At 70.8% G+C, this 21,855-nt stretch carries 26 protein-coding genes; 19 read left to right on the plus strand and 7 right to left on the minus strand.

What is annotated here, in order from left to right; genetic code table 11:
• Positions 1–5: 5 nt before the first annotated feature.
• The 6 genes from EJC51_RS18280 to EJC51_RS18305 all read right to left on the minus strand — a co-directional run bounded on the left by EJC51_RS18280 (position 6) and on the right by EJC51_RS18305 (position 3,946).
• Positions 6–686, minus strand: coding sequence for a hypothetical protein (locus tag EJC51_RS18280; RefSeq protein ID WP_244362701.1), 681 nt, complete (start codon positions 684–686; stop codon positions 6–8).
• A complete protein-coding gene (locus EJC51_RS18285; protein WP_126272063.1) occupies positions 683–1,144 on the minus strand; it encodes a GNAT family N-acetyltransferase in 462 nt (153 codons plus the stop codon). The genes EJC51_RS18280 and EJC51_RS18285 overlap by 4 nt, the downstream gene beginning before the upstream one ends.
• Positions 1,145–1,173: 29 nt before the next feature.
• Positions 1,174–1,839: a DUF3631 domain-containing protein gene (locus EJC51_RS18290; RefSeq protein WP_126272064.1), complete on the minus strand. Its 666-nt coding sequence runs from the start codon at positions 1,837–1,839 to the stop codon at positions 1,174–1,176.
• Positions 1,836–2,324, minus strand: a complete 489-nt coding sequence (locus tag EJC51_RS18295) for a hypothetical protein (protein WP_126272065.1) — start codon at positions 2,322–2,324, stop codon at positions 1,836–1,838. Before EJC51_RS18295 ends, EJC51_RS18290 begins: the two co-directional genes overlap by 4 nt.
• Positions 2,321–3,022 carry a DUF4913 domain-containing protein gene (locus EJC51_RS18300; RefSeq protein ID WP_244362703.1) on the minus strand — a complete coding sequence of 234 codons (702 nt, stop codon included), beginning with the start codon at positions 3,020–3,022 and terminating at the stop codon, positions 2,321–2,323. Before EJC51_RS18300 ends, EJC51_RS18295 begins: the two co-directional genes overlap by 4 nt.
• A gap of 168 nt (positions 3,023–3,190) precedes the next feature.
• Complete coding sequence (locus tag EJC51_RS18305) at positions 3,191–3,946, minus strand: DNA-methyltransferase (RefSeq protein WP_126272066.1); 756 nt, start codon at positions 3,944–3,946, stop codon at positions 3,191–3,193.
• A 524-nt stretch (positions 3,947–4,470) separates the two neighbouring features.
• Here EJC51_RS18305 and EJC51_RS18310 point away from each other — a divergent pair.
• From EJC51_RS18310 to EJC51_RS18390, 16 genes are all read left to right on the plus strand, one after another.
• A complete protein-coding gene (locus EJC51_RS18310) occupies positions 4,471–5,601 on the plus strand; it encodes a C40 family peptidase (protein WP_126272067.1) in 1,131 nt (376 codons plus the stop codon).
• A gap of 137 nt (positions 5,602–5,738) precedes the next feature.
• Complete coding sequence (locus tag EJC51_RS18315) at positions 5,739–6,056, plus strand: DUF6112 family protein (protein ID WP_015662377.1); 318 nt, start codon at positions 5,739–5,741, stop codon at positions 6,054–6,056.
• Positions 6,056–6,736, plus strand: a complete 681-nt coding sequence (locus EJC51_RS18320; RefSeq protein WP_126272068.1) for a hypothetical protein — start codon at positions 6,056–6,058, stop codon at positions 6,734–6,736. The genes EJC51_RS18315 and EJC51_RS18320 overlap by 1 nt, the downstream gene beginning before the upstream one ends.
• A gap of 35 nt (positions 6,737–6,771) precedes the next feature.
• Complete coding sequence (locus tag EJC51_RS18325; RefSeq protein ID WP_126272069.1) at positions 6,772–8,118, plus strand: SCO6881 family protein; 1,347 nt, start codon at positions 6,772–6,774, stop codon at positions 8,116–8,118.
• A gap of 87 nt (positions 8,119–8,205) precedes the next feature.
• Positions 8,206–9,678: an SCO6880 family protein gene (locus tag EJC51_RS18330; RefSeq protein ID WP_126272070.1), complete on the plus strand. Its 1,473-nt coding sequence runs from the start codon at positions 8,206–8,208 to the stop codon at positions 9,676–9,678.
• Between the two features lie 55 nt (positions 9,679–9,733).
• A complete protein-coding gene (locus EJC51_RS18335; protein WP_126272071.1) occupies positions 9,734–10,198 on the plus strand; it encodes a DUF6238 family protein in 465 nt (154 codons plus the stop codon).
• A gap of 23 nt (positions 10,199–10,221) precedes the next feature.
• Positions 10,222–10,764: a hypothetical protein gene (locus tag EJC51_RS18340; RefSeq protein ID WP_126272072.1), complete on the plus strand. Its 543-nt coding sequence runs from the start codon at positions 10,222–10,224 to the stop codon at positions 10,762–10,764.
• A 46-nt stretch (positions 10,765–10,810) separates the two neighbouring features.
• A complete protein-coding gene (locus EJC51_RS18345; protein ID WP_126272073.1) occupies positions 10,811–12,325 on the plus strand; it encodes a TraC family protein in 1,515 nt (504 codons plus the stop codon).
• A 64-nt stretch (positions 12,326–12,389) separates the two neighbouring features.
• Positions 12,390–13,157: a hypothetical protein gene (locus EJC51_RS18350; RefSeq protein ID WP_126272074.1), complete on the plus strand. Its 768-nt coding sequence runs from the start codon at positions 12,390–12,392 to the stop codon at positions 13,155–13,157.
• A 95-nt stretch (positions 13,158–13,252) separates the two neighbouring features.
• Positions 13,253–14,026 (plus strand): hypothetical protein, encoded by a 774-nt coding sequence (locus EJC51_RS18355; RefSeq protein WP_208870722.1) that lies wholly within the window; start codon positions 13,253–13,255, stop codon positions 14,024–14,026.
• The gene (locus EJC51_RS18360) at positions 13,989–14,621 is read left to right on the plus strand and encodes a hypothetical protein (protein WP_244362705.1); all 633 of its coding nucleotides are present in this window, start codon (positions 13,989–13,991) and stop codon (positions 14,619–14,621) included. Before EJC51_RS18355 ends, EJC51_RS18360 begins: the two co-directional genes overlap by 38 nt.
• A 164-nt stretch (positions 14,622–14,785) precedes the next feature.
• Positions 14,786–15,709 carry a DUF8094 domain-containing protein gene (locus EJC51_RS18365; protein WP_126272075.1) on the plus strand — a complete coding sequence of 308 codons (924 nt, stop codon included), beginning with the start codon at positions 14,786–14,788 and terminating at the stop codon, positions 15,707–15,709.
• Positions 15,710–15,726: 17 nt separating this feature from the next.
• Positions 15,727–16,245: a hypothetical protein gene (locus EJC51_RS18370; RefSeq protein ID WP_126272076.1), complete on the plus strand. Its 519-nt coding sequence runs from the start codon at positions 15,727–15,729 to the stop codon at positions 16,243–16,245.
• A 473-nt stretch (positions 16,246–16,718) separates the two neighbouring features.
• A complete protein-coding gene (locus EJC51_RS18380) occupies positions 16,719–17,435 on the plus strand; it encodes a hypothetical protein (RefSeq protein ID WP_244362707.1) in 717 nt (238 codons plus the stop codon).
• 79 nt (positions 17,436–17,514) lie between these two features.
• Entirely contained in the window at positions 17,515–18,255 is a 741-nt protein-coding gene (locus tag EJC51_RS18385) for a glycosyltransferase family 2 protein (RefSeq protein WP_166682878.1), read from the plus strand.
• 43 nt (positions 18,256–18,298) lie between these two features.
• A complete protein-coding gene (locus EJC51_RS18390) occupies positions 18,299–19,105 on the plus strand; it encodes an SPDY domain-containing protein (RefSeq protein ID WP_126272077.1) in 807 nt (268 codons plus the stop codon).
• A gap of 328 nt (positions 19,106–19,433) precedes the next feature.
• On the opposite strand, the gene EJC51_RS48720 is transcribed toward EJC51_RS18390, so the two are convergent.
• A complete protein-coding gene (locus EJC51_RS48720; protein WP_244362711.1) occupies positions 19,434–19,622 on the minus strand; it encodes a hypothetical protein in 189 nt (62 codons plus the stop codon).
• Between the two features lie 42 nt (positions 19,623–19,664).
• Here EJC51_RS48720 and EJC51_RS48725 point away from each other — a divergent pair, with 42 nt between their 5' ends.
• From EJC51_RS48725 to EJC51_RS18405, 3 genes are all read left to right on the plus strand, one after another.
• A complete protein-coding gene (locus tag EJC51_RS48725) occupies positions 19,665–20,000 on the plus strand; it encodes a hypothetical protein (RefSeq protein ID WP_244362713.1) in 336 nt (111 codons plus the stop codon).
• A 372-nt stretch (positions 20,001–20,372) separates the two neighbouring features.
• The gene (locus EJC51_RS18400; protein ID WP_126272078.1) at positions 20,373–20,774 is read left to right on the plus strand and encodes a hypothetical protein; all 402 of its coding nucleotides are present in this window, start codon (positions 20,373–20,375) and stop codon (positions 20,772–20,774) included.
• The gene (locus EJC51_RS18405; protein WP_126272079.1) at positions 20,771–21,118 is read left to right on the plus strand and encodes a hypothetical protein; all 348 of its coding nucleotides are present in this window, start codon (positions 20,771–20,773) and stop codon (positions 21,116–21,118) included. Before EJC51_RS18400 ends, EJC51_RS18405 begins: the two co-directional genes overlap by 4 nt.
• Positions 21,119–21,855 lie beyond the last annotated feature (737 nt).

Genomic DNA, 21,855 nt, shown 5'->3' on the forward strand with positions numbered 1-21,855 from the left:
GCGGTTCAGCGGCGGGTACGGGAGACGGCAGGGAGGGCCGGCGGCAGGGGCGCGGGCGTGGTCCCGGGCGGGCCCGCGCGGCGGGGTGCGGTCAGTACGGCGCGGCCGGCATCGGTGAGAGTGACGGGCTGCCCGGCGTGCACCGGGTGCGCGGTGTCGCGCGCCACCAGGCCCATCTCCTCCAGGTGCTGCAGTTGGGCGTAGGAGATGCGGGTGCGGGTGGGAGTCGCCACGGCGAGGCGATGGGTGACGAGGTGTTCATGCAGCTTGGCGCCCTGGGCGATGGCGAGCAGAGCCGCCACATCCTTCGTCGCGATCTGCGGTGGCGCCTGCCGAGGAGCGTCGGCCTCGATCGGCGCCAGCGCTGCGGCTGCCACGGATCGCTTCGCATCGCGTACGGCGGCGGCCGTCGCCAGCTGATCGAGGGTGCGCTCGATTCGAGCGAACAGCGCCTGGTCCACGGGCAGTTCACTGGAGGCGAGGCGAGCGAGACGGACACGGTAGAAGGTGACGTCCCGCTCAGCCACCACCAGCTCGCGGTACGCGTCGGCCAGGGCGGCGTGCGGTGCGTCGAGGAGTCCGCTGTCGCGGTGCCGGCGCAGCTCCTCGACGCCGTAGCCCACGGCGGCTTCGATCCGCTGATCGAGGGCGGTGGGCATCAGCCCGTCGGGCTGTGGTGCGGTCATGGCGGAGCGGTTTCTGGGTCCGGGGCGAGCGCGTCCAGGGCGAGTCGGACCTCGACGTACGGGCCGTCGCGGGTATGCGACGTCGGGCCGAGGCGGTCGAGGAGCCGGAGCATGGGCGTATTCGCCACCTGCGTGAACGCGGACAGGGTGTGGGCTCCGCGCGCGCGGGCGACGTGGGCGGCTTGGCAGGCCAGGGCCGTGCCGATGCCCTGGCGCTGACGGTGGTCGACGACCTGCAGTCCGAGGTCGAAGACCCCCGGCTCCCGGCTGACGGGCCCGACACAGGCAAGGGCCACGGGCCGCTCGTCGGCGCCGAGCCCGATCCAGCACTGCGCGTGGGCAAGCAGCCGGGACAGGTCGCGGGGCGTCAGTCGCGTACGGCCCCAGCGGCGCAGCAGGTTCTGCTCGGAGCACTGCGCGTGGAAGGCGGCGACCAGGTCCCAGTCCGCCTCCGTCACCCGCCGACTCCGCGCGAGGGCGGGGTGCCTCAGCAGGAGCAGGTCGGGCGGGCGGCCAGCAGGTCGGCGCGCCGGTAGGCCCGGTAGCGGCTGCCGTCGGCCGCGCGCGGCTTGCAGGGCTGTACTCCGTAGCCGCGCAGGAGCAGACCCAGCCGCAGCGGGGTGAGGTCGGCGTAGCTCCAGCGCCCCTCAGCCTGACCGGGCAGACCGCGCAGACGCTCGACCAGCTCCGCGGTGCTCACGTAGTCCAGGGCGCCCTCGTCGTCGAAGACGGCGAGGCAGGCGTGCACAATCGTCTGCGGGCTGCTGGGGCAGGACAGGAACTCCTCGCACGCGTCCTCGTGGACGTCGTCGAAGTCCGGGTCGAAGCCGGGCTCCTCGTCCTCCAGCGGTTCGTACTCGGACGGGGGCGCAGCTTCGTACGCGGCTGCGCAGCAGCAGGAGGTGGCCAGGAGCGCGCTCAGCTCCGCCCCGGCTGCCATCCGTTCGACCAGCAGGTCGGTCAGGGTGCTGAGCTGCTCGGTGGGGCTGACGCCGGGAAGCTCGGTGCCAGCGAACTCGGCGAGCTGCTGGTCGAGTTCCTGGATCTCGACGAACACGTCGAGGATGGCGCGGTGGTGCGGGTTCTCGGTGACCTGGGCCGGCGCGAGTACGGCGGTGGCGACCTGGTCGATCAGGGTGGGGAACTGCGTCAACGAACGGGGCCCTTCAGGGTCGGGGGCAGTGCGGGTCGGGGAAGGCCGGGCATCACAGAGGGCGGTGGTCCCGGCTTGGGGACGGGCGGGCGGGTGCCCAGCTGCGGCGAGCGGGTGCGGGCCGCGTGGGTGCGCTCGCCCAGGGGGCGCCGGCGGATGCCGAGGCGTGCGCGGGCGGTGTCGTACACGTCGTGCGCTTCGCGCGGTCGTACGGCCACGACGTGGATTTCGGCGGTGTGCGTGGAGTTCGCGGGCGCCGGCCGCTGGGCGTAGACGATGCGCCAGGCATTGCGGTGATCGACATAGACCTTGCGGCAGCCGGCGAGGTCGCGGGTGAGTTTGGCGCCGAACAGACGGGCGTTGACGACGTCCTGGAGCTGGGCCAGTGCCAGGTCGCGGATGTCGCCGGGGGCCTGCAGGAGGTCGGTCAGGGCGCGAGGGTCGAAGGACAGGCCGAATGCCGGCCGGTCCTCGTGTCCGGTCATCCGCCGGCCTGGCCCAGCTCGCCGGACTCCTCGTTCTCCTCGGTGGCGGAGGTGTTCCGGTTCGAGGGGCGGGGGCCGGGCAGCAGGCGGTGCGCGGGCCGGTCCGGATCGGTCATGCACGCGGACAGCGGACCGCCAGCGGCCCGGACGGTGGCCATGGCGTGGGTGAGGAAGTCCCGGTGCCACACGAACAGGCCACTCAATCCGGCCTCGGGATCCTTGTGCTGCTGGTAGGCCAGCCACAGGGCATGAAGCCAGGCGACGACATCGGGGTGCTCCTGCCACTGCTCGCACCACGGGGCGGCGGTGGTGACCTCCGCCCCGTAGACCCGGACGAGGAAGTCGTCGACCCAGTCGGACAGGGCGTCGAGTTCGTCCTCGTATTCCTCGTCCTCCAGCTCGAGGATCGGACGCGGCTCGGGCGGCGCGGGGACGGGCGGCAGGCCCGCGAATCCCGGCAGCCCGTAGGCGGCGAACGGCGAGTCCGGTGGCGGTGGTGCCGCCGAGAGGTCGTCGATCTGACGCTCGTGCCGCGCGGATCGATCCAGCAGCATGGCGACGTTCGCCTCGACCCTCGCCAGACCAGCCTCCGGCAGCCGAACCGGCTCCAGCTCTCCCTCCTCCGAGGGCAGAGGAGAGTCGGATATCTGGACCGGATCCTTCTCCGTGTCCTCCGGGGGGTTTATGGATTCAGGCACGAAAAGGGGCCTCCTTGGGCCGCAGCCATAGGGCGTTGATTGCGGCTCCAACCATCCAGCGAATCCCCGGTTTCGGTAACCGGGGATTCGCTGCTATAACGCTGCGCACGACGCGGCGGGACCACGTACGAAGGGCGCCGCTTGCCGCGCCGCGCGCGGGTTTCAGCCTCAGACAGTCAGCGTCAAGTCATCTTGGGAAAGGGTCTGTTGCAGCGTCTCGGTGAGGCGGTCGGCAGCGATCTCGGCGTAGTGCTTCGTCTTCTCGACGCCGATGAAATCGCGTCCCTCCAGCAGTGCGGCAACCCCGGTCGAGCCGGAGCCGCAGGTGAAGTCGAGCACCGTGCCGCCCTGCGGAGCGATCTGCACCAGCTCCTGCATGACGGAGACCGGCTTCTGCGTGATGTGCTGGCGCGCCTTGCCGCTGGGCTGCGAAGCGCTGTAGAGGCCCGGCAGGTAGACCGGGTTGCGGGACGCATCGATCGGGCCGTTGGACGCCCAGACGATGAATTCACAGTTCTGCGTGAACCTGCCCTTTTGCGGCCTGGCCTGCGGCTTATGCCAGGCGAGCACGCCCCGCCACAGCCAGCCGGCGGCCTGGATGGCGTCCGTGGTGATCGGCAGCTGGCGCCAGTCGGTGAACAGCAGCGCAGTGCCGCCGACCTTGGTCAGCCGGTGCGCCTCGGTCATGATCTGGGTGAGCCAGAAGCCGTAACTGCGCTGATCCATGTTCTCGCCGGTGAAGTCCGGCAGCTCGTGCGCGGCCTCGGCGGAGGTGTACTTCTGCTTCGCGGACCGCGAGGTGCGCTCCTTCGCCGTCCGCCCGCCGCTGTTGTACGGCGGGTCGGTGATGACGGAGTCAACGCAGTTGTCCGGCAGCTCGGCGAGGACGCTGAGCGCGTCGCCCTGGTGCAGGGAAAAAGGCAAAGAGATACCCCAATTCGGGTCGTGTGAGATGAGGGAGAGACGCTCCAGTTCGCCTGTATGACCCCACGGGACCGAATGCGGGCGGACGGCTCTGCGGTCTGCGACGTGAGGGGGCGAGAGGGAGGAGCCAAAACTGTAGGGCACGATCCCCGGTTGAGCGCTATCGCCGCCGAAAGCCCCGAAATAGAGCCTTGATCAGACACGATTTCGGCAACCGGGGATCCGCCCTTACTGTTTTGGAACTGCCCGGCGGACACCGCCGATGGCACATCCCCGCCCCTGCCTTCCTAGAGGTATTCCCATGTCCTGGCACACCTGACCCGACGCCCTGTGCCGGTGCGAGCGGCAACTCGCGACAGCACCCGGGCGACCCGAATTACCCACCACCCGGACGTCGCGCCCTTTCCTCAACGACGCACGCGCCGCCGGGACTTCACCAAGGACCTCGCTGTGACATCGCTCTACCCTCCCCTGCCCGCGATCCGTCCACCGGCCCGTGACCGCCTCCCGGGAGGCGGACCGGATTGAAGGGCATAGCCGCCGGCATCGGCGTCGTCGTGCTCTCCCCGCTCCTGCTCGCCGGCACCGCCATGATGATGGCGTCCTCCAGCGAAGCCTCGACCACCTCCTCCTTCAGCGGATGCCTGACCGGCATCGACACCGCCGAGGTGACCAAGGAAGTCACCAAGCTCCTCGACGGCGCGTCCGCCAAGGACGTCCACATCCAGGGCCTGGACCTTCCGGCCGAGCAGATCCCCAACGCGCAGACCATCGTGGCCACTGGCGTCAGCCTTGACGTGCCCAAGAAGGGGCAGATCATCGCGATTGCCACCGCGATGCAGGAATCGCGGCTGCGCAACCTCAACTCCGGTGACCGGGACAGCCTCGGCTTGTTCCAGCAACGGCCCAGCCAGGGGTGGGGAACCGCGCAGCAGATCCGTGACCCGGTCTACGCCTCCGAGCGCTTCTACAAGGCACTGCTCAAGGTCGACGGCTGGCAGCAGATGAAGGTCACCCAAGCCGCCCAGGCCGTCCAGAAGTCCGGCTACCCGGACGCGTACGCGCAGTGGGAGGACCTGGCCACCGCGCTGCAGAAGGCCATCGCCGCCACGTTCCCGAACGCCGACAAGGACGAGTCCGCCAAGGACACGACCAAGGACAAGGACACCAAGCCCAGTGCCGGAGGGTGCACTCCCGACAAGGATGGCACGTCCTTCGGGCGGATCCCCGAGGGCAGCGTCCCGAAGGGATACAAGATCCCCAAGGACGCCGATCCGAAGGCCCGCACGGCCATCGAGTGGGCCATGAACCAGCTCGGCACGCTCTACCAGTGGGGCGGCTCGTGCACCAACGCCCACGGCCCCGACCCGATGGGCCGCTGCGACTGCAGCTCACTGATGCAGCAGGCGTACGCGCACGCCGACGTCCACCTCACCCGCACCACGTACACGCAGGTCAACGAGGGCAAGGCCGTCTCGGCAAAGAACCTCAAGCCCGGTGACCTGATCTTCAGCCGCGGCACCGCCGCCCGGCCCGAACACGTCGGCCTTTACATGGGCAAGGGCCTCGTCATCGAGGCGCCGCGCACATCGAAACCGGTCCGGATCACGCCGATCAAGGACTGGGAAATTTTGGCCGTCCGCCGCGTCCTCTGACGCCGAGCGCCTCCCGAACACCTCCCGGGCCGCGCCCGCCGGGCCCCCTTCTCGCGCCGCGAGCGCCCCCTCCCCTCTCTCTTCCCTTTTCGCCGGCCCCTGCACGGCCCGCGCACGCAAGGAGCCCCGCCACACCCATGCCCATACCTCTCGCAGACCGCGCCGCAGTCCTCCTCGCCTACGACCCAGGCATCTCCCCCAAGGGCGGCGGTCTCCCCGGCCTGTCCGTGCTGAAGAACGTCGTCAACAGCATCAACATGTTCGGGATCATCGCCGTCGTCGGCGCCCTCGCCGTCTCGCTCGGCGTGTGGGCCTGGGGCCACCACACCGGTGGTCACCAGGCCGAGGCCAACGGCAAGAAGGGCGCGGTCGTCGCGGCCGGCGCCGCGCTCGGCCTCGGTGCCGCGAACGGAATCGTGGCGTTCTTCTCCGGCCTGGGATCGCAGGTCCACTGATGCCAAATCGGCTCCCCTCCCTGTCCGGATACGGCGTGACCTGGTCCGCCAACAAGCGCGTCGCGATCGTCGCCCTGGTCATCACCGCACTGCTTGCCCTCGCCGCGACCGCCGCCTGGTTCACCGGCCGCGGCAAGCACCACCCGAGCGCCAACACGCCTTCACAGAGCAGCAGTTCCTCACCCTCCGAGGCCGCGCCGAAGCCCGCGGCCGGGTCGGGGTCGGTTCCCACACCCCCGCAGATCGCCGAACCGGTCGCCTTCGCCAAGGCCGCAGCGGCGATGCTCTGGTCGTACGACACCCGTGACACCACCCGGGACCAGCAACTCGCGGGCATGCGCGCGTGGATGACCAAGGAGACCAAGTACACCGACTGGGCCTCCGTGTCCGGTCAGGTACCCGACCCGTTGCTGTGGTCGCGCATGGCCGACCAGGACCAGCACGCCAGTGCCACGGTCACCGAAGGCCACTACCCCGGCGCGTTCAAGCAGGCCCTCGCCGAGGACCCGTCCGCGATCACCGAGGCGTACATCTACGTCGTCACCGTCAATGGCAAGCAGCAGATCGAGTGGAAGAAGGGCGGCGGCGGAGCCGAGGACCGCGCCGTGACCCTCGCCGTGCAGTGCCGGCCCAACCACGACTGCACTCTCGCCGCCATCGCCCCCAGCGTCACGCAGTGACCCACCCCACCGATAGATAAGGAGGCCACCTTCCCTTGGGTTTCTGCGACTTCCCCGTAGCGGACAAACTCTGCGCCGTCGGCGAGGCCGTCGACTTTGCCTCCGATCCCGGCAAGGCGATCGGCGACTGGATGGCCAAGAGCGCCGGTGAACTCGCCGCCGCCGCAGCCGATCTGGCCGCCAAGGCGGTCGACGCCACCACCAAGGTCGACCTGAACGCCGGTTGGTTCCGCGACAACTACGAGATGCTGCTGCCGATCGGCCTGGTGATCCTGGTCGGGACGTTCTGTGCACAGCTCATCCGGGCCGCCGTCAAACGCGACGGGCAGGCCCTCACCCAGGCGTTCACCGGCACCGCTTCGGGTGTGATCTTCGCGTTCGCCGCCATCGCCCTGACCACCGTCGCCATCGAAGTGGTCGACGCTCTGTCCGCCGGCCTGTTCAAGGCATCACACCTGTCCATCGAGACGGCCGTACGCCGCATCGTGAAGGTCTCCCAGATCCCCTCCTTGGCGGGCCTGGGCTGGCTGGTCGCCGTGTTCGCCGGGCTCGGTGCCGCCGTCGGCGCGCTCCTCTACTGGTGCGTGATGATGGTCCGCAAGGTCGGCATCCTCGTCATGGTGACCTTGGCGGTGTTCGCCGGGGCCGGCGGAGGCTGGGAGGTCGCCCGCCGCTGGCGGCGCGGCTGGATCGAGGCCACCGCGACCCTGGTGGTCAGCAAACTGCTGATGACGATCATCTTCGTGCTCGGCATCGCAGCCATGGGCAAGACCGAGGCCAAGGACGGCCTGGGCGCGCTCGCCGATGTCATGGCAGGCATCGTGATCATGGTGCTGGTGCTGCTCTGCCCGTACGCCACCTTCAAGTTCGTCCACTGGGCGGCCGAGGGCACGGACGGAGAATCGATTCACCGAGCCGGTGGTGCTGGCGCCCAACTCGCTCGGCAGCACGCTGAGAAGGCCACGCGGAAGGCCACCGCCGCGGTCGCCACCGCCGGAACGGGCGGCGCGGCAGCCGGAGCGGGCGCCGCCGGGCCCGAGGCCGCGGGCGGCGGATTCCCTGGCGACATCGCCGCCAACCCCACCGGAGGCGGCGGCCAGGAGAGCCAAAGCTCCCCGGGTTCCGGCGGCAACGGGATCAAGTCCGGTCTGGCGAAGGCCGTCCAGCCGCCCCCGACCAGCCCCAGGGACGACACCAGCGGTCAGGTAGGCGGCGCGCCCGGAGGCGGCGGTTCCGCATCCGCACCCAGCGGCGGCAGCGGCTTCATGTCGCAGCCCGGCGGCGGCACTTCCACGCCCCCGCCGCAGGGCGCCCCGCCGGCACCGAACTCGGCCGGCACCAGTGGGAGCGGCACACCGCCGCCCCCGCCCACCGGCCTGTAGCTCCTGCCCGACTCCGGGGCGGCACGCGCCGCGCACTCCTTCGCCGTGCCGCCCCGGCCACCGCCCCGCGCACCCTCGGAACAGCCCTTGTCTGATCTCACCGTCACACCGCTCACCGTCAAATTCCCCCACCGCTCCCGGCGCGGCATCCTGCTCGGCCTGTCTCTGCCGCAACTCGTCCTGGTGTCCTGCGCGTTGGCGCTCCTGCTCGGCACGGTGGTGTCCACCGGGCTGCTCGGCGCCATCGCCCTGACGCCGCTGTGGGCCGTGGTCGCCGCCCTGGTCGCCATCCGCCGGCACGGCCGCTCGCTGATCGACTGGGCGCCGATCGTCTTGCGCTTCGCGCATCGGCGCCGCACCGGACAGACGCTGTGGCTCGCCCGGCCCGTCACCCGCCCCCGCCAGGACGGCGTCCTGCACCTGCCCGGCACCGCCGCCTCGCTGCGGGTGGTCACCCCCGGCGACTCCGCCAACGGCGCCGCCGCCATCCAGGACCCGCACCAGCAGACCCTGACCGCCGTCGCCCGCGTCTCCAGCCGGGCCTTCGCGCTGCTGGACCCCGCGACGCAGAACCACAACGTCGCCGGGTGGGGGCGGGCCCTGGCCGGCATCGCCCGCACCGGACACGTCGCCACGGTGCAGGTCCTGGAGCGCACCGTCCCCGACAGCGGCGACACCCTCGCCCGCCACTGGACCCACCAGGGCCACCCCGAGACACCAGTGGCCGGTCAGGTCTACAGCGAACTGGTCGCCTCCGCCGGACCGGCCGCCGCCCCGCACGAGGCATATCTGGCCATCTCCCTCGACCTGAAAGCGGCCAAGCGGCTCATCTCGCAGGCCGGCGGCGGACTTCCCGGCGCCTTCACGGTGATGGAGCAGACCACCAGCTCGATCGCGCAGGCCGCGCGCAGCGCCGGACTGATGGTGACCGGCTGGCTCTCGGCGCGCGAGATCGCGGCCGTGATCCGCACCGCCTACGACCCCAAGGCGCTCTCCGCGCTGCAGCAGTGGTCGCAGTCCGGTCGGGCCGAGGCCGACCCGGCCGCCGCCGGGCCGGTCGTGCAGGTCGAGGAGTACGACCGGCTCGCCACCGACTCCGCCAGGCACGCCACCTACTGGGTCGAGGACTGGCCGCGCACCGAAACCTCGGCGGGCTTCCTGCACGGGCTGATGTTCACCGCCGGCGTCCGCCGCACCCTCTCCCTTATATACGTCCCCCAGGGGCTCGAGTCCGCGATGCGCGACGTGCAGCGCAAGAAGGCCGCGATCATCGCCGACGCCAACGAAAGGGCACGGCGCGGGCAGGTCGACTCCGAAGCCGACAGCGTCGAGTACGCGGACGTCAAGACCCGCGAGCGTCAGCTGATCGCCGGGCACGCCGACGTCGCTCTGACCGGCCTGCTCACCGTGTCCGCCGAGACCGACGCCCTCCTCGACGCCGCCTGCGCGCAGATCGAGACCGCCGCCGTCACCGCCCAAGTCGACCTGCGGCGCCTGAACTTCCAGCAGCCCGACGCGTTCACGCTCGGCGCCCTCCCCCTCGCCCGCACGGCCCTGTAACCCCCCGGCCACCCGCCGACGTCCTGCCGCCGCGGCAGGAAGGAACCTTTCCCCTTTGACCTCTGCCATTCCCGTCGGTGACGCGTACCCGTACCTGCGGGCCGCCAGCGCCGGCATCCGCCACCACGCGCGCACCCTCGTCCCTCGTGCTGAGCACCCGGCCTCGGCCACCGACCGCGCGCACCTCGACGTGCTGCACGCCCACCTGACCGCGCTGCACCAGCTGCTCGACCAGCTCGCCGAGACCACCCGGCCCCCGTATCCCGCCGCGGGCCGACAGCTCGCCACCGCCCACACCCGGCTGTGGCAGGCCACCGCCGCCGTCCACGACGCCTTCCACCTCCTTCCCGTGGCGGACGAGACCGGCACCGAATGCCGCCCCGAGCGCCTCCCCGAGGGGCCGCCCGTCCTGACCATCTGCCAACGCCACCTCGCCGCCGGCCACGTCGTACGGCGCAAGACCACGCCGGCCGACCTCAACGCCCCGGCAGCCAGCCGCACCACTACCTGCGCCCAGTAACCCCCACCACCGAAAGGCCCTGCATGCGCAAGCTCAAGCGCTCCACCTCCACCGCCGTCATCGTCGCCACGCTCGCCGGCACCGCCGCCCTGGCCACCGCCGCGCCGGCCTCCGCTGCCAGCTATCACTGCACGACCAGCAGCTACACGGTCGACGACCCGTCGTACAACGGACCCGACTCCGACAACTGGGACCTCGACGTCACGCTCTGCGCCATGCGGTCCGGCGGCTACATCTACACCAACGCCACCGTGTACTGGGACGGCCCGTACACGGCCAAGAACCGCAACACCTACACCTTCAACAACGCCAAGTTCCAGCTCCAGACCAAGAAGAGCATCAGCGGCACGGACCCGGTCGTGAAGTCCGCCGCCTACAACGGACTTGAGTACGCGCTCGAACACAGCAGCAGCCACGGCAATGGCTCCTATTCGACCGGAACCCTGAAGCACAAGGCGGGATCCGGCAGCCGCTACCTCGCCGACGGCTACATCCAGCTGGACTGGTCCGGCGACGGCAAGAGCTACCTCAAGCCGATTCTGTTCACCGCCTCACCGGTCGTCTAATCCCGCCGCCGCGTCCAGACCGCCGTCACCTGAAAGCCGCCCCCTCATGAGCCACCGGCCCGCGCGCCGAGCCCGCCGAGCCAGCGCCAGCCCTCTGTTCACCCCTCACGCCACCGACCGCGCCTCCCGCAAAGCCGCCCGCCGGCAACTCGCCGAGGCCGCCGCGAAGGCCCGCGTCGAAGCAGCCGCCCACACCAGCGGCATCGGTGTGGAGGAACAGGAGATGCCGCCACCCCTCTTCCCGCCCGCCGGGCGGCCCGGCCCCGCATCGTCTCGCAACAACAGGCTCAAGCTGCCCGCCCACCGCATGACCACCGCCACCGCGAGCGGGGCGTACCCGTTTCTCGCCGAAGGCGGCCTCGGCGCCGAGGGCATCTACATCGGCCGCGACGTCCACGCCGAAGCGAGCTTCTGTTTCGACCCGTTCGCGCTGTACGGCAAGGTCGAGGGCTTCACCAACCCCAACGTGCTGCTGGCCGGGGTGATCGGTCAGGGCAAGTCGGCGCTCGCCAAGAGCTTCGCGCTACGGTCGATCGCCTTCGGATACCGGGTCTACGTCCCCTGTGATCCCAAGGGTGAATGGACGCCTGTGGCACAGGCGTTGGGCGGCACGTCCATCGCGCTCGGGCCGGGTCTGCCGGGAAAGCTGAATCCTCTGGACGCGGCGCCGCGGCCCAACAGTGTCTCCGAGGCCGACTGGGCGGGCGAGATCCGCAAGCGCCGTCTGCTGCTGCTCGGCTCGCTGGCCCGTACCGTGCTCGGGCGGGACCTGCTGCCGATGGAGCACACTGGACTCGACGTCGCATTGGACGCCGTGGTCGCCCGCGCCGCCGCGAGCGGACGCACCCCGCTGCTCGGCGACATCGCCGCCACCCTCAACAACCCCGACGAACTCGACCGGGTCGGCGGCGTCATGTCCGGCCGCCTGGGCGACGCCTCCCGCGACCTCGCCCACGCCATGCGCCGCCTCGTGCACGGCGACCTCGCCGGCATGTTCGACGCCCCCAGCACAGTGGCCTTCGACCCCAACTCGCCCATGCTGACCATCGACCTGTCATGCCTGGGCGGATCCGGCGACGACACCGCCCTCGTCCTCGCCATGACCTGCGCCTCCGCGTGGATGGAATCTGCGCTGTCCGACCCGAACGGCGGCCGGCGCTGGATCGTCTACGACGAAGCCTGGCGCCTGATGCGCCACCCCGGCCTGCTCGCGAGGATGCAGTCCCAGTGGAAGCTGAGCCGCGGCCTGGGCATCGCCAACCTGATGGTGATCCACCGGCTGTCCGACCTGCTCACCGCAGGAGATGCCGGATCCCGCGGTCGCGCCCTGGCCGAAGGTCTGCTCGCCGACTGCTCCACCCGCATCATCTACCGCCAGGAGACCGACCAACTCCATGCGGCAGCAGCCCTGTTGGGGCTCACGTCGGTGGAAGCCGACGCGATCTCCCACCTCAACCGCGGCCGAGGGCTCTGGAAGGTCGCGGGGCGCAGCTTCATCGTGCAGCACCTCCTGCACCCCCACGAGCTGGCGCTCTTCGACACCGACGCCCGCATGCACTGACCCCAAGATTTCCGACCGCACCGGCTGCCACCTGCGACTTTTCAGCCTTCACCACCGGGAACCCATGCCCCCAGCCCGCAACGACCTGAACGCCTTCGCCACCAACCTGGCCTTCCGCTTGCCGGGTATCTGGAACAGCGAGTACCACCACCACTCCGCCTACAAAGACCAGTTCCCCCTCGCCGAACAGCTCTGGGACGTCGGTCATGTCGACTGGGTGGTCAGCGAGTTCGTCCTCGCCCACGACGCCGTCCTGCACGGCCCTGGCGGCAAGCGCCTCTTTGTCACCGACCGTCCGCTACACACGCACCAGTTCGTCGTCGCCCCGCTCGAGCCGGACGACGCCCACCTCAAGCCCCACCACTTCGTCGGCGTCACCGAGCCGAACGGCATCGCCGTCCCCAACGATCCGGTACGCGCCTCCACTCGAATCGCCCGCCGGCTCCTTCCCCGCTACGAGCATGCGCTGCAGACCGTCCGCCGAAACGCCGTCGAGCAGCCCGAGCCCCCGCACCGGCCGGCTCCGCCGCAGGTTGCCCAGGTGGTGACGCTGACCTGGTACGACGACGGGGCGCTCGGGGCGCCGTACGGCAGCGTGCCGGAGCAGGCGCGGATGGCGCTGTACGCGCACGGATTCCAGTACCACCCGCACCAGGCAGCCTTCCTGCTGCCCGCTGCGTACGGCGAGGACGGCCGCGCTCTGCGGATTCAGGCGGTCGCCCGCCGGCTCGCCGAGCAGGGCATCGGCGTGAACCTGCGCCACGCCGCACCGACCACGACCGCCGTGCTGCCGCCCTCGCGGCCCACGGCCGTCCGCAGCCATCACCGCTGACTGCGCCTTCGCCCGGATGCCAGTCTGCGGCGGCGCCGGGGAGGTGCACCGTGCGCTACCTCGGCACTCCCTCGGGGCCTGACATACGGGCCGCGATGAGCGCTGGACGCATCGGCTGTATGACCACCCCGGCGCAAGGCAGCCGCATCCCCGAGGGCGCCCTGTACGCCTGCGACAACTCCAAGTTCGGCAGCGACGGCAAGGGCCGCTATTGGCCGGGCGCCGAGGCGTGGTTCGCCTGGCTGTCGCGAACCATCGACAGGTACGGGCCGGATCGCTGTCTGTGGGCGCTCGCCCCGGACCAGCCGTTCGACGCCGCCGGCACCCTCACCGAGTCCCTCCCGTGGCTGGCCCGCATTCGAGAGCTGGGTGTCCCCGCGGCCTTCGCGGCACAGGACGGCTGCGATCAACCCGGGCTGCTGCCCTGGGACAGCTTCGACGTCCTCTTCCTGGCCGGATCGACCGAATGGAAACTCGGCCCGGTAGCCGAACGGCTGGCCCGCGAGGCGAAGGCCCGCGGCAAGGGCGTGCACATGGGGCGCGTGAACTCCCGGTCCCGTCTGGGGATCGCCGAGTGGTTCGGCTGCGACAGCGCCGACGGCACCTACCTCGCGTACGGACCCAACAAGAACCTGCCCAAGCTCCTCAAATGGCTCGACGAACTCGACGGCAACCCCTCCCTCCTCGGCGGCAGACACCCCTTCGGCGCTCCCGACACGGTGTCGAGCACCTCACCCCCGCGCGAAGCCCCCCGCCGCCGCACACCACCAGGTCAAGCGACTGCCACGACAGCACAGGTGTCCCCGCCCGCGAGGTCACACGCTCCTGCCGTTGCGACGACCGGACGTCCAGGCGCCCGAACCCGCTGACCGCGCCGTCACCCGCCGCACACGATCAGGAGTCCATCTGCCCTTCCCATACGACCAGGTCAGCCAGCTGCACTCGCTGGCCGAGCGCATCCACAACGCGGCCGACGAGCTGCCGCTCACCGACTCGGTGCACTCCGGCGTCGACAACCTCGATGACCTCGACGACAGCACTCGCGACATCGCCGGACTGATCACCCACCTCACCACCGCGGCAGCCTTCGCCGCGGGCACCGTGCACCGCGCTCGCGACCCTGAAGCCGACGTCACCCGACGCACGGTCACCCAGCTCACGCGCACCGTGGGCGCCCTCGGGCACGCCCTGGCCGACCTCGGCGAAGCCGTCGCCCACGCCGGCGCCCTCCACCAGCTCAGCTCGCTTCCCCGCTCCCCGCAGCGCACCACGGCCATCGAGTCCGAGCGCTCCCAGCTGTACGCCCGGATCGCCAGCACGCGCCGTCAGCTGAACCAGGCCGGCGGCCGGCTCCATCAGGAGGCCGACCGGCTCACCGCTCCGCCGACGCCGAACCGCAGCCCCCGCGCGACCAGCGCCACCCCCGTCCCCCCGCCCATCCCTGCCATCTCCCGCACCCGCTGATCCCTTCCTGCCCAAGACCCTGGAGCACACCCATCCACACCGCCCGCCGCGCCCTTCCCCTGCTCGCCTGTGCCGCGCTGCTCGCCGGGGCCGCCACCGCCTGCAGCAGCGACGACGCACCGTCCGCGAAGAAGAACCCCACCACGCCCGCCGCGCCGAAGCCGGTGCCCGCGCTCAGTGACGCGCAGGCCCGCGCCGTCATCACCAACTACTCGAAGATCAACAACGAGGCCAACGCACAGCGCGACCGGACCCTGCTCGACACCGTCGAGGACGGCCCGCTGTACGCGATGTCCGTCTCCGACTACATCGAGACCGAGGGCCTGCCCAAGGCCGACCGCAAGCCGTACAAGCCCTGGTCGTACGACATCTCCAGCGCCAAGTTGTACATCCCGCGCTTCACCGCCGGCCAGGACCGCTGGTTCGCCGCCGCCCTCTCCGGCGAGAAGGGCAAGGACCCGAGCCGCATAGCCGTCTTCGCCGAGCAGCCGAAGAACAAGCGGTGGGAGATGGTCTCCGTCGTCGACCTCGACAACACGACGCTCCCGCACGTCGCCCTCGACAAGGACGGCTACGCCACTGCGGTCGCCGCCAGCGGCAACAAGCAGCTCGCGGCCGACTCCGACGTGCTGCGCACCGCTGTGATTGACAACTTCGCGAGCGGCGGGACGAACACCGGTACCAAGGTCTTCGCCCCGACCAAGGCCAGCAAGCAGCAGATCAAGGTCCACGACAAAACGACCCGCAAGTTCGGGAAGTTGGGCACCACCGTCTTCGCCGGGGGCACCAACCGTTTCAAGGACGCCTACGCGCTGAAGACCGGCGACGGCGGTGCACTGGTGCTGTTCGCCCACACGCACACGCAGACCGACGCCGTCGCGCACTCCGGGCTGCAGATCAACCCCGGCAAGGACGACAACGCCTGGCTCCACGGCATCCCGCGCACGTCGGTGACGTACACGTTCGTCTGCGCCGACGCCGCCACTGTGCCCGCGAAGGCCGCCTCGTCCCGGCTGATCGGCTACACGTGCGCCCGCACCGACGCCTCCGGTCCGCCCGTCGGCTCCGCTTCGACGGACCGTGCGTAGCCGTCCGGAGGAGTCCCTTGTCCCTGCCGCACCCCGACTTCGAGCTGTACGACAACGTCGGCCGCACCACCCAGCAAATCACCGCCCATCGGGACGACCGCCCTACCGCCGACGACCTGCATCGCTGGGCCGCCCACGACGCACGGGAGTTCAGCACCTCGCTCCCCGACGAAGAGGCTGGTCAGAGCATCATCGACTGGACCCGTCAGCTCTACCGGGTACGCACAGCAGCCGAGTTGAACACCGTTGCGCAGGCCGTCCTCGGCGACGGACGCAGTGGCCTCGGCGAGCTGCACACGTTCCTGGAGACCGCGGCCGAATGGTGCGAGCACAACCAGGAACCAGGCATCGCCGCGCGCTACCGCCAGCACGCCGAGGAGCTGTCAGCACTCGGTGATCGACTCGCCTACTTGAGCGAGGACCATCTGGCCAGCACCTACCGGCGCACAAACCGGTCGGCATCCGCGCAGCCCCCACGGACCGTACCGGCGGCTCCTGTCGTGCCGCCAGCGCCCGCGCGCCGATCCGCCCGCTGACCCCGCCCACGACAGGAAGATCCTCTGTCCACTCGTTCTGTCATCGCCCGCCCCACCGGCACCGGATACGCCGGCAGTTACGTCCACTGGGACGGCTGCCCCAGCCACCACCTGCCCCTGCTGCTCGCCGCACACCAGCATCGCTTCGCCGGGGACACCGACGCCCTGACCGCGTACCTCATCGACGAGGCTCCGGAGGGCTGGTCCGTCCTGGGCACCGACCTCCTGGACGGTGCACCCGATGCGCTGCGCGAGCACCTGGCCGGCGGGCGTAACGAACCCGGCCGCCGGTACCCGGCTCACCCGACGTTGCCCCCCTTCACCTGGACCGAGCGAACGGCGTCCCAGCTGAGCTGGGGCTACGTCCTCCACCCGCCGGGCATCGAAGTGATCAGCGCGCCCGGCGCGGCACGCGGTCCGATCGTCGCGTGGGGCACTGACCCCCGCGCCAGGTTCCGCGACACCGCCAGCCTGTGGGCGCCCGACCGGCCGATCCCGGCCAGCGTCCCGCCGAAGGCCACCGCGCGCACGGCGGCGCCCGGCCCCACGCCGTCGCCCATCGCGGCAGCGCCGACGCGTCCTCGGGCGCACTGACCACCCCATTTCAGGAGACCGACCTGTCCACCCGCTCTGTCATCGCCCGCCCCACCGCCGACGGCTACGCTGGCATGTACGTCCACTTCGACGGCTACCCCGACAACAAGCTCCCGCTGCTCCTGGCCGCCTACCAGCACCGGTTCGCCGGCGACCTGGAGGCCATGGCCCGCCACTTGATCGACGACGTGGAACACGGCTGGGACGAACTGGGCACCGACCTCCTCGACGGCGCACCCACCGCCCTGCGCCGCTCCCTGACCGGGGGCGATGAATACCCCAGCCGTCAGATGACCAACGTGATCAATGCGGACGGCAGCCCGGCAGAGCGTGAGCTGATCACGCAGGACGGCACCGGCGAGCTGGAGTGGGCGTACGTCCTGCACCCGCACGGCATCGAGGTGATCGCCCTGCATGCGTACGACCGCGGTCCCGTCGTCGCGTGGGACACCGACCCGCGCAGCCGAGTCACGACGAATCCGAGCGCGTGGCACCCGGACACGCCGGCTCCGACCGTTGCGCCGCGCACCGCCCCGCGCCTGTCCACGACCGCGTCCGCGCCGGCGCCAGCGCCCCGAAAGATCGCCCGCCGCTAGCACGGGCTCCCCGCACCGTCCCCGACCGCCACTCCGCCCGGAGAACCCGCTGTCCCCGCACTCCCGCCCGAAGATCACCGTGGTCATCGCCACCCAGCTCCGCCCGGATCGCCTCGCATTCCTTGCGGCCATGCACGCCAGCCTGTGCCGCCAGAGCGTGCCGTGGGAGGCCGTCGTCGCCCTCGACGGAGCCGACCCCGCCCGGCTGCCCGGCGCCCTCGCCGCCGACCCGCGCGTGCGCATCCTCGCCCTGCCGCGCCCGGTCGGTGCGGCCTGCGCCCGGAACTTCGCGCTCACCGAAGTTCGCACCGAGTACCTGAACTGGGCCGATGACGATGACGAGTTCACTGACTGGGCCATGGCGCTGCGGCTGCACACTCTGGAGGAAACCGGGGTGGGCTGGTGCGCCGGATACAGCCAGGACCTCCACCCTGACGGGGCCACGACCCTATGGCGGCCCCCGACTCCGCCGGGCCGGCACGAGGCCGGGGACGTGTGGCGGTACTGGAAGGACCCCGCTGACACCATCCCGCTCGGCCCGACCACCATCCTCGCCCGCACCGACCTGGTACGTGCGGCTCCCATGGGCGGACTCGTCCAGGGCGAGGACTACTGCACCCTCGCGGTCACCTGCCTCGCCCCGGGCATCGTGCTGCCCGTGCCGGTCTACCGGTACCGCAAGCACGCCGGGCAGATGACAGCGCAGGACTCATACGACCAACTGGAGGCGAGGGCGCGGGTCTTCGCCCACCGGTTTGGTGTCAGCCTGCGCGCCGCGTCCTCGCCGTTACGCGAAGCCGCTTCCGCCGCGCGTAGTTGAGACGGCCCTTGCCCCGCCCCACTCCTACCCACCAAAGGCACCTATGCCCGACACCCCCGCTCAGGACCACGCCCCGCAGAAGGTCCTCATCTCTCCCCGCTACCTGGCCGCCAGCCTGCCCACCACCCACCACGACTTCCTGGACGTCTTCGCCGAAGAGACAGGGTGGAGTGCGCAGACGGACAACTCGGCCCTGACCGTGACCAGTCCCTGCCGGCGCGTCACCATCCGGCACGACCAGACGGCCGTGGGCCGAGGCCCCCACCTGGTGGTCTCGGCCCGTAGCGACGAGGACGCGTCCGAGCGATGGCGCACGAGCGTCAGCGGCGCCGTGCCGGTCGAGTTCGTCTCCACGCTCCTCGGCACCCTGGCAGCCGAACTGGAAGCCGACCCGGATCACGTCGTCTACGGAATCGGCGCCGAGCCCGGCCAGTTCGAGCTGCTGGTCGAGATCGACGCCTGGAACCACTTCGAGGCTTCCGGACTCTCCGGGTTCATCTCCCGCGACGGGCAGGCAGCCGTGATCGGCCGACCGCCGGACTCGGTGGCGCCGCCCATCCACGGCGACGCATCCATCGCCTGGCACGTGGCTGCCTCCCCGGACGACCTCGGTCACCTGTGGGACATCTCGTTCACGCAGAAGGCGCCCGACTTCCTCATGCATGCCGTCGTCGCCAAGACCCTCGATCCCCGGCCCATCCTGCGCTCCACGGCGTTCCCGTTCCCCAAGGCCGTCGTGCCCCTGGTGACCATCACGCACGTTCCGTCGGCTCGGCCTCCCGCGGCGCGGCCGTCACCCGCCGGCCCGGCGCGCAGCCCCGAGCCCAAGCGCGCCCCGAAGACCCGCTGAGCCCCGTCCGCCTGGACGACGTCGCCTGCGGGCTCGACCCACCAGGACCTTGATGCCCACCCCCTCGGCCTCGTCGCCATCGCCTCCGGTGAAAATTACGACCAGGCCAACCAGGCCCTCGAAGCTGCCGGATTCAGCCGCCTGTCCAACGGCGCGTACACCGCCTCGCTCGCCGACGCGGAGGCCGCCCGGCACACCGCGAGCGCCCTAGTGCACCGCGCCCACGAACACGGCGCCACCCTCATCACCAGCTCTCGGCCCTACCTCGGCGACGTCGGCATCGAGATCGCCGCCCGGCTGCCCGGCACCTGGAGCCCGAGCTGGAGATCTACGCCCACCCGCTGGGCAGGACGATCTCTGGTACGGGCTCTGGGAAGCCGGCGCGATCCACCAGGCCCTCGAAGACCACCGCATCCCGTTCGCGTCCGTACTGAAGAACGGCACGGGTACCGAACTGCTCCTGGTCGAGCGGCCCGGCCACCGCGGCGGCTACCTTCTCGGCGCGCTCACCGATCACGAGAAGGAAGACGTCCGCGACGATCCCGCCACGCCGCGCAGCATGGTGCTGCCCGCCGACCCGGGCTTCGCCGCGCACGCCGTGACCCACACGTTCCTGCCCGCCTACCGTCGCGCCCTGCACCACCGGGACCTGAACACCGTCCTGTCGGCGCTGGAACGTATCCGGGGGGAACACCAGACCCTGAAGACAATCAAGGACTCCGGCCGGTACAGCAACGCAGTGCCACTCGGCGACTCCCGCCTGATCGCCGGAATGGAACGGGACTTCGCCGACCACGCCTGGCTGGAGTTCCGTCACATCCTCGAACACGCGCCACTCCTCCTCTCGCGCTGCCGCCCCGCTGCCACCGCCGACCCGACGACGGTGCAGCACTGACCCGACTGCGCGAGGCACTCGCCCACAGCCAGGACACCTGGGATGAGTGGAACGGCCTGCGGCACGAGTTGCACTCGGTACCCGGACGCTGCCGGCCCAAGAGTGGAGCCAGGTCCGCGGGCAGATGGGCCTCGCCGTCCTGCCGGCCATCGAGACCTGGCTCGCCGACAGCGAGGCGTTCGAGCGCCAGGTCCGCGCAGCCGTACCGGGCGGACCTGGCGGCTCTGTCCACGCCCAGCCCACGGCTGCTCACCGCCCGCACCGTTCCGCCGCCTGCGCCCCGCGCCGCGGCAGCGCACCGCTGACCGCTCCAGAAAGGAATCCTCTCTGTCCGACCACTTCCGGTTCGGCGCCCACCCCGACCACAGATTCGTGGCCGCCGCCACCGCCAACATCCCCGCACAACTCGCCAACTGGTTCCTCGTACGCGAGCAGTTCGAGCCCGTACCCGACACCCCGGGCCTGTACCGGCTCACCAACCCCGAACAGGACGGGATCCGCCGCACGCGCCAGGCCGTTCACGACCTTCGACGCCACGGCTACGAAGTCCACGCCGACTACAGCCTCGACCCCGGCCGCAGCGCCTCCCCGCCCCGGCCGACCGTGCGCAACGGGCTGATGGAGCGCCGCGACCGCATCGCGCAGGCAGCCGCCACCCGCTCCCCGCAGCAACGCGGCGCCCCGACCACCGCGCTCCCCGAGTCTCTGCCCCAGCCCGGCGCCGTACCGGTGGGCGGGCGTGCCCAAGCAGCCGGGAAGGTACGGAGCCGATGAGCGACGAGCCGATCCGCATCACCCGCGGCCAGGGCGGCGAAGTCGACGTCGAGGGCCCGGTCGACGGCTTCGCCGCGAGCGTCCTCCAGCGCGCCGGATTCGACACCTACCCCACCTTGCGCGGCGTCTGGATCCGGCTGCCGTTCGACCTGGGCCGCACCTGGGAGAACGAACACGCCACCTGGGCGGCCGAGATGCTCACCGCCGCCCGCTACAGCATCGACCTCGACCCCGACCTGCACCCCACCCCGCCCGCCGCGTCCGCACCGTCAGCAATGCGCCGAACGAAGGCCATGACAGCCCAGCCTCCTCCGTCCACTGCCCCAAGACGGTCCAGGCGCTGAACTCCCAGCGTCGTGGCTCGCGCTTCCGCGCAGAAGCCACGGTGGTCACATGTCCCCACCAGCGCCCGGTGCGGTCATTTGCAGCAGGTCAGGGACGGAAACCTCGCGCCCTGGGCGGAATTGAATGACCGCCACCCGAATGGGTGAACGCAGCTTCACGGCCGGTCCGGTACCCCCGGCCGGCCAGCTACCCCTGCCCCCGGCCGGACCTGCGGACATCCGCAGGACGCCCCCCTCACCACAGCGTGCTCTGGCCGCGGTAAGCGACGCAGCCCCACCCGGGAAAGTTCCGGCACAAAAAAACCCGTCACACATTTGGGTGACCAAGGCAAGAAAAGCTCAGCCCACCCCTCGGCATTTAGCGCCCCGCAAAGTGAAATGCTGGAGCACCCACACACAAATCACACCGCCCATTTCGGTGACGCGTCGTGAAATGCCGAACCGAATTTCACCTCCACCAAAATCACTTCGGTGGTAGAGTCTTAAGCGTCATCCACAATGACGGCGGGGCCTGCCCGGCCTCCAACCAGTACAGACCCCGCCAGGGTTGACGTGGATGCCACGTAGGGGTCCGCCGCACGCGGACTCCTACGTGGACACCCTGGTTACAACAGCCAGGACTTGAACACTTGCGCGAAGCGCACAGCGATCAGCCCGAGTTGCGCCCAGAGGAGCACAACCCTCAAGCGTCGAATCCGGCGCACGCGGCGTCGGAGCCTCGACCTCTCGGCTGGCTC

The organism is Streptomyces aquilus, assembly GCF_003955715.1.
GTDB classification, from domain to species: Bacteria; Actinomycetota; Actinomycetes; order Streptomycetales; family Streptomycetaceae; genus Streptomyces; species Streptomyces aquilus.

Bases quoted from the DNA above. Each gene is read 5' to 3' on its own strand.
- EJC51_RS18295 (WP_126272065.1), bottom strand. From the start codon at position 2,324: ATGACCGGACACGAGGACCGGCCGGCATTCGGCCTGTCCTTCGACCCT.
- EJC51_RS18340 (WP_126272072.1), top strand. From the start codon at position 10,222: ATGCGCAAGCTCAAGCGCTCCACCTCCACCGCCGTCATCGTCGCCACG.
- EJC51_RS18355 (WP_208870722.1), top strand. From the start codon at position 13,253: ATGAGCGCTGGACGCATCGGCTGTATGACCACCCCGGCGCAAGGCAGC.
- EJC51_RS18390 (WP_126272077.1), top strand. From the start codon at position 18,299: ATGCCCGACACCCCCGCTCAGGACCACGCCCCGCAGAAGGTCCTCATC.
- EJC51_RS18350 (WP_126272074.1), top strand. From the start codon at position 12,390: ATGCCCCCAGCCCGCAACGACCTGAACGCCTTCGCCACCAACCTGGCC.
- EJC51_RS48725 (WP_244362713.1), top strand. From the start codon at position 19,665: ATGGTGCTGCCCGCCGACCCGGGCTTCGCCGCGCACGCCGTGACCCAC.
- EJC51_RS18320 (WP_126272068.1), top strand. From the start codon at position 6,056: ATGCCAAATCGGCTCCCCTCCCTGTCCGGATACGGCGTGACCTGGTCC.
- EJC51_RS18405 (WP_126272079.1), top strand. From the start codon at position 20,771: ATGAGCGACGAGCCGATCCGCATCACCCGCGGCCAGGGCGGCGAAGTC.
- EJC51_RS18345 (WP_126272073.1), top strand. From the start codon at position 10,811: ATGAGCCACCGGCCCGCGCGCCGAGCCCGCCGAGCCAGCGCCAGCCCT.
- EJC51_RS18315 (WP_015662377.1), top strand. From the start codon at position 5,739: ATGCCCATACCTCTCGCAGACCGCGCCGCAGTCCTCCTCGCCTACGAC.
- EJC51_RS18280 (WP_244362701.1), bottom strand. From the start codon at position 686: ATGACCGCACCACAGCCCGACGGGCTGATGCCCACCGCCCTCGATCAG.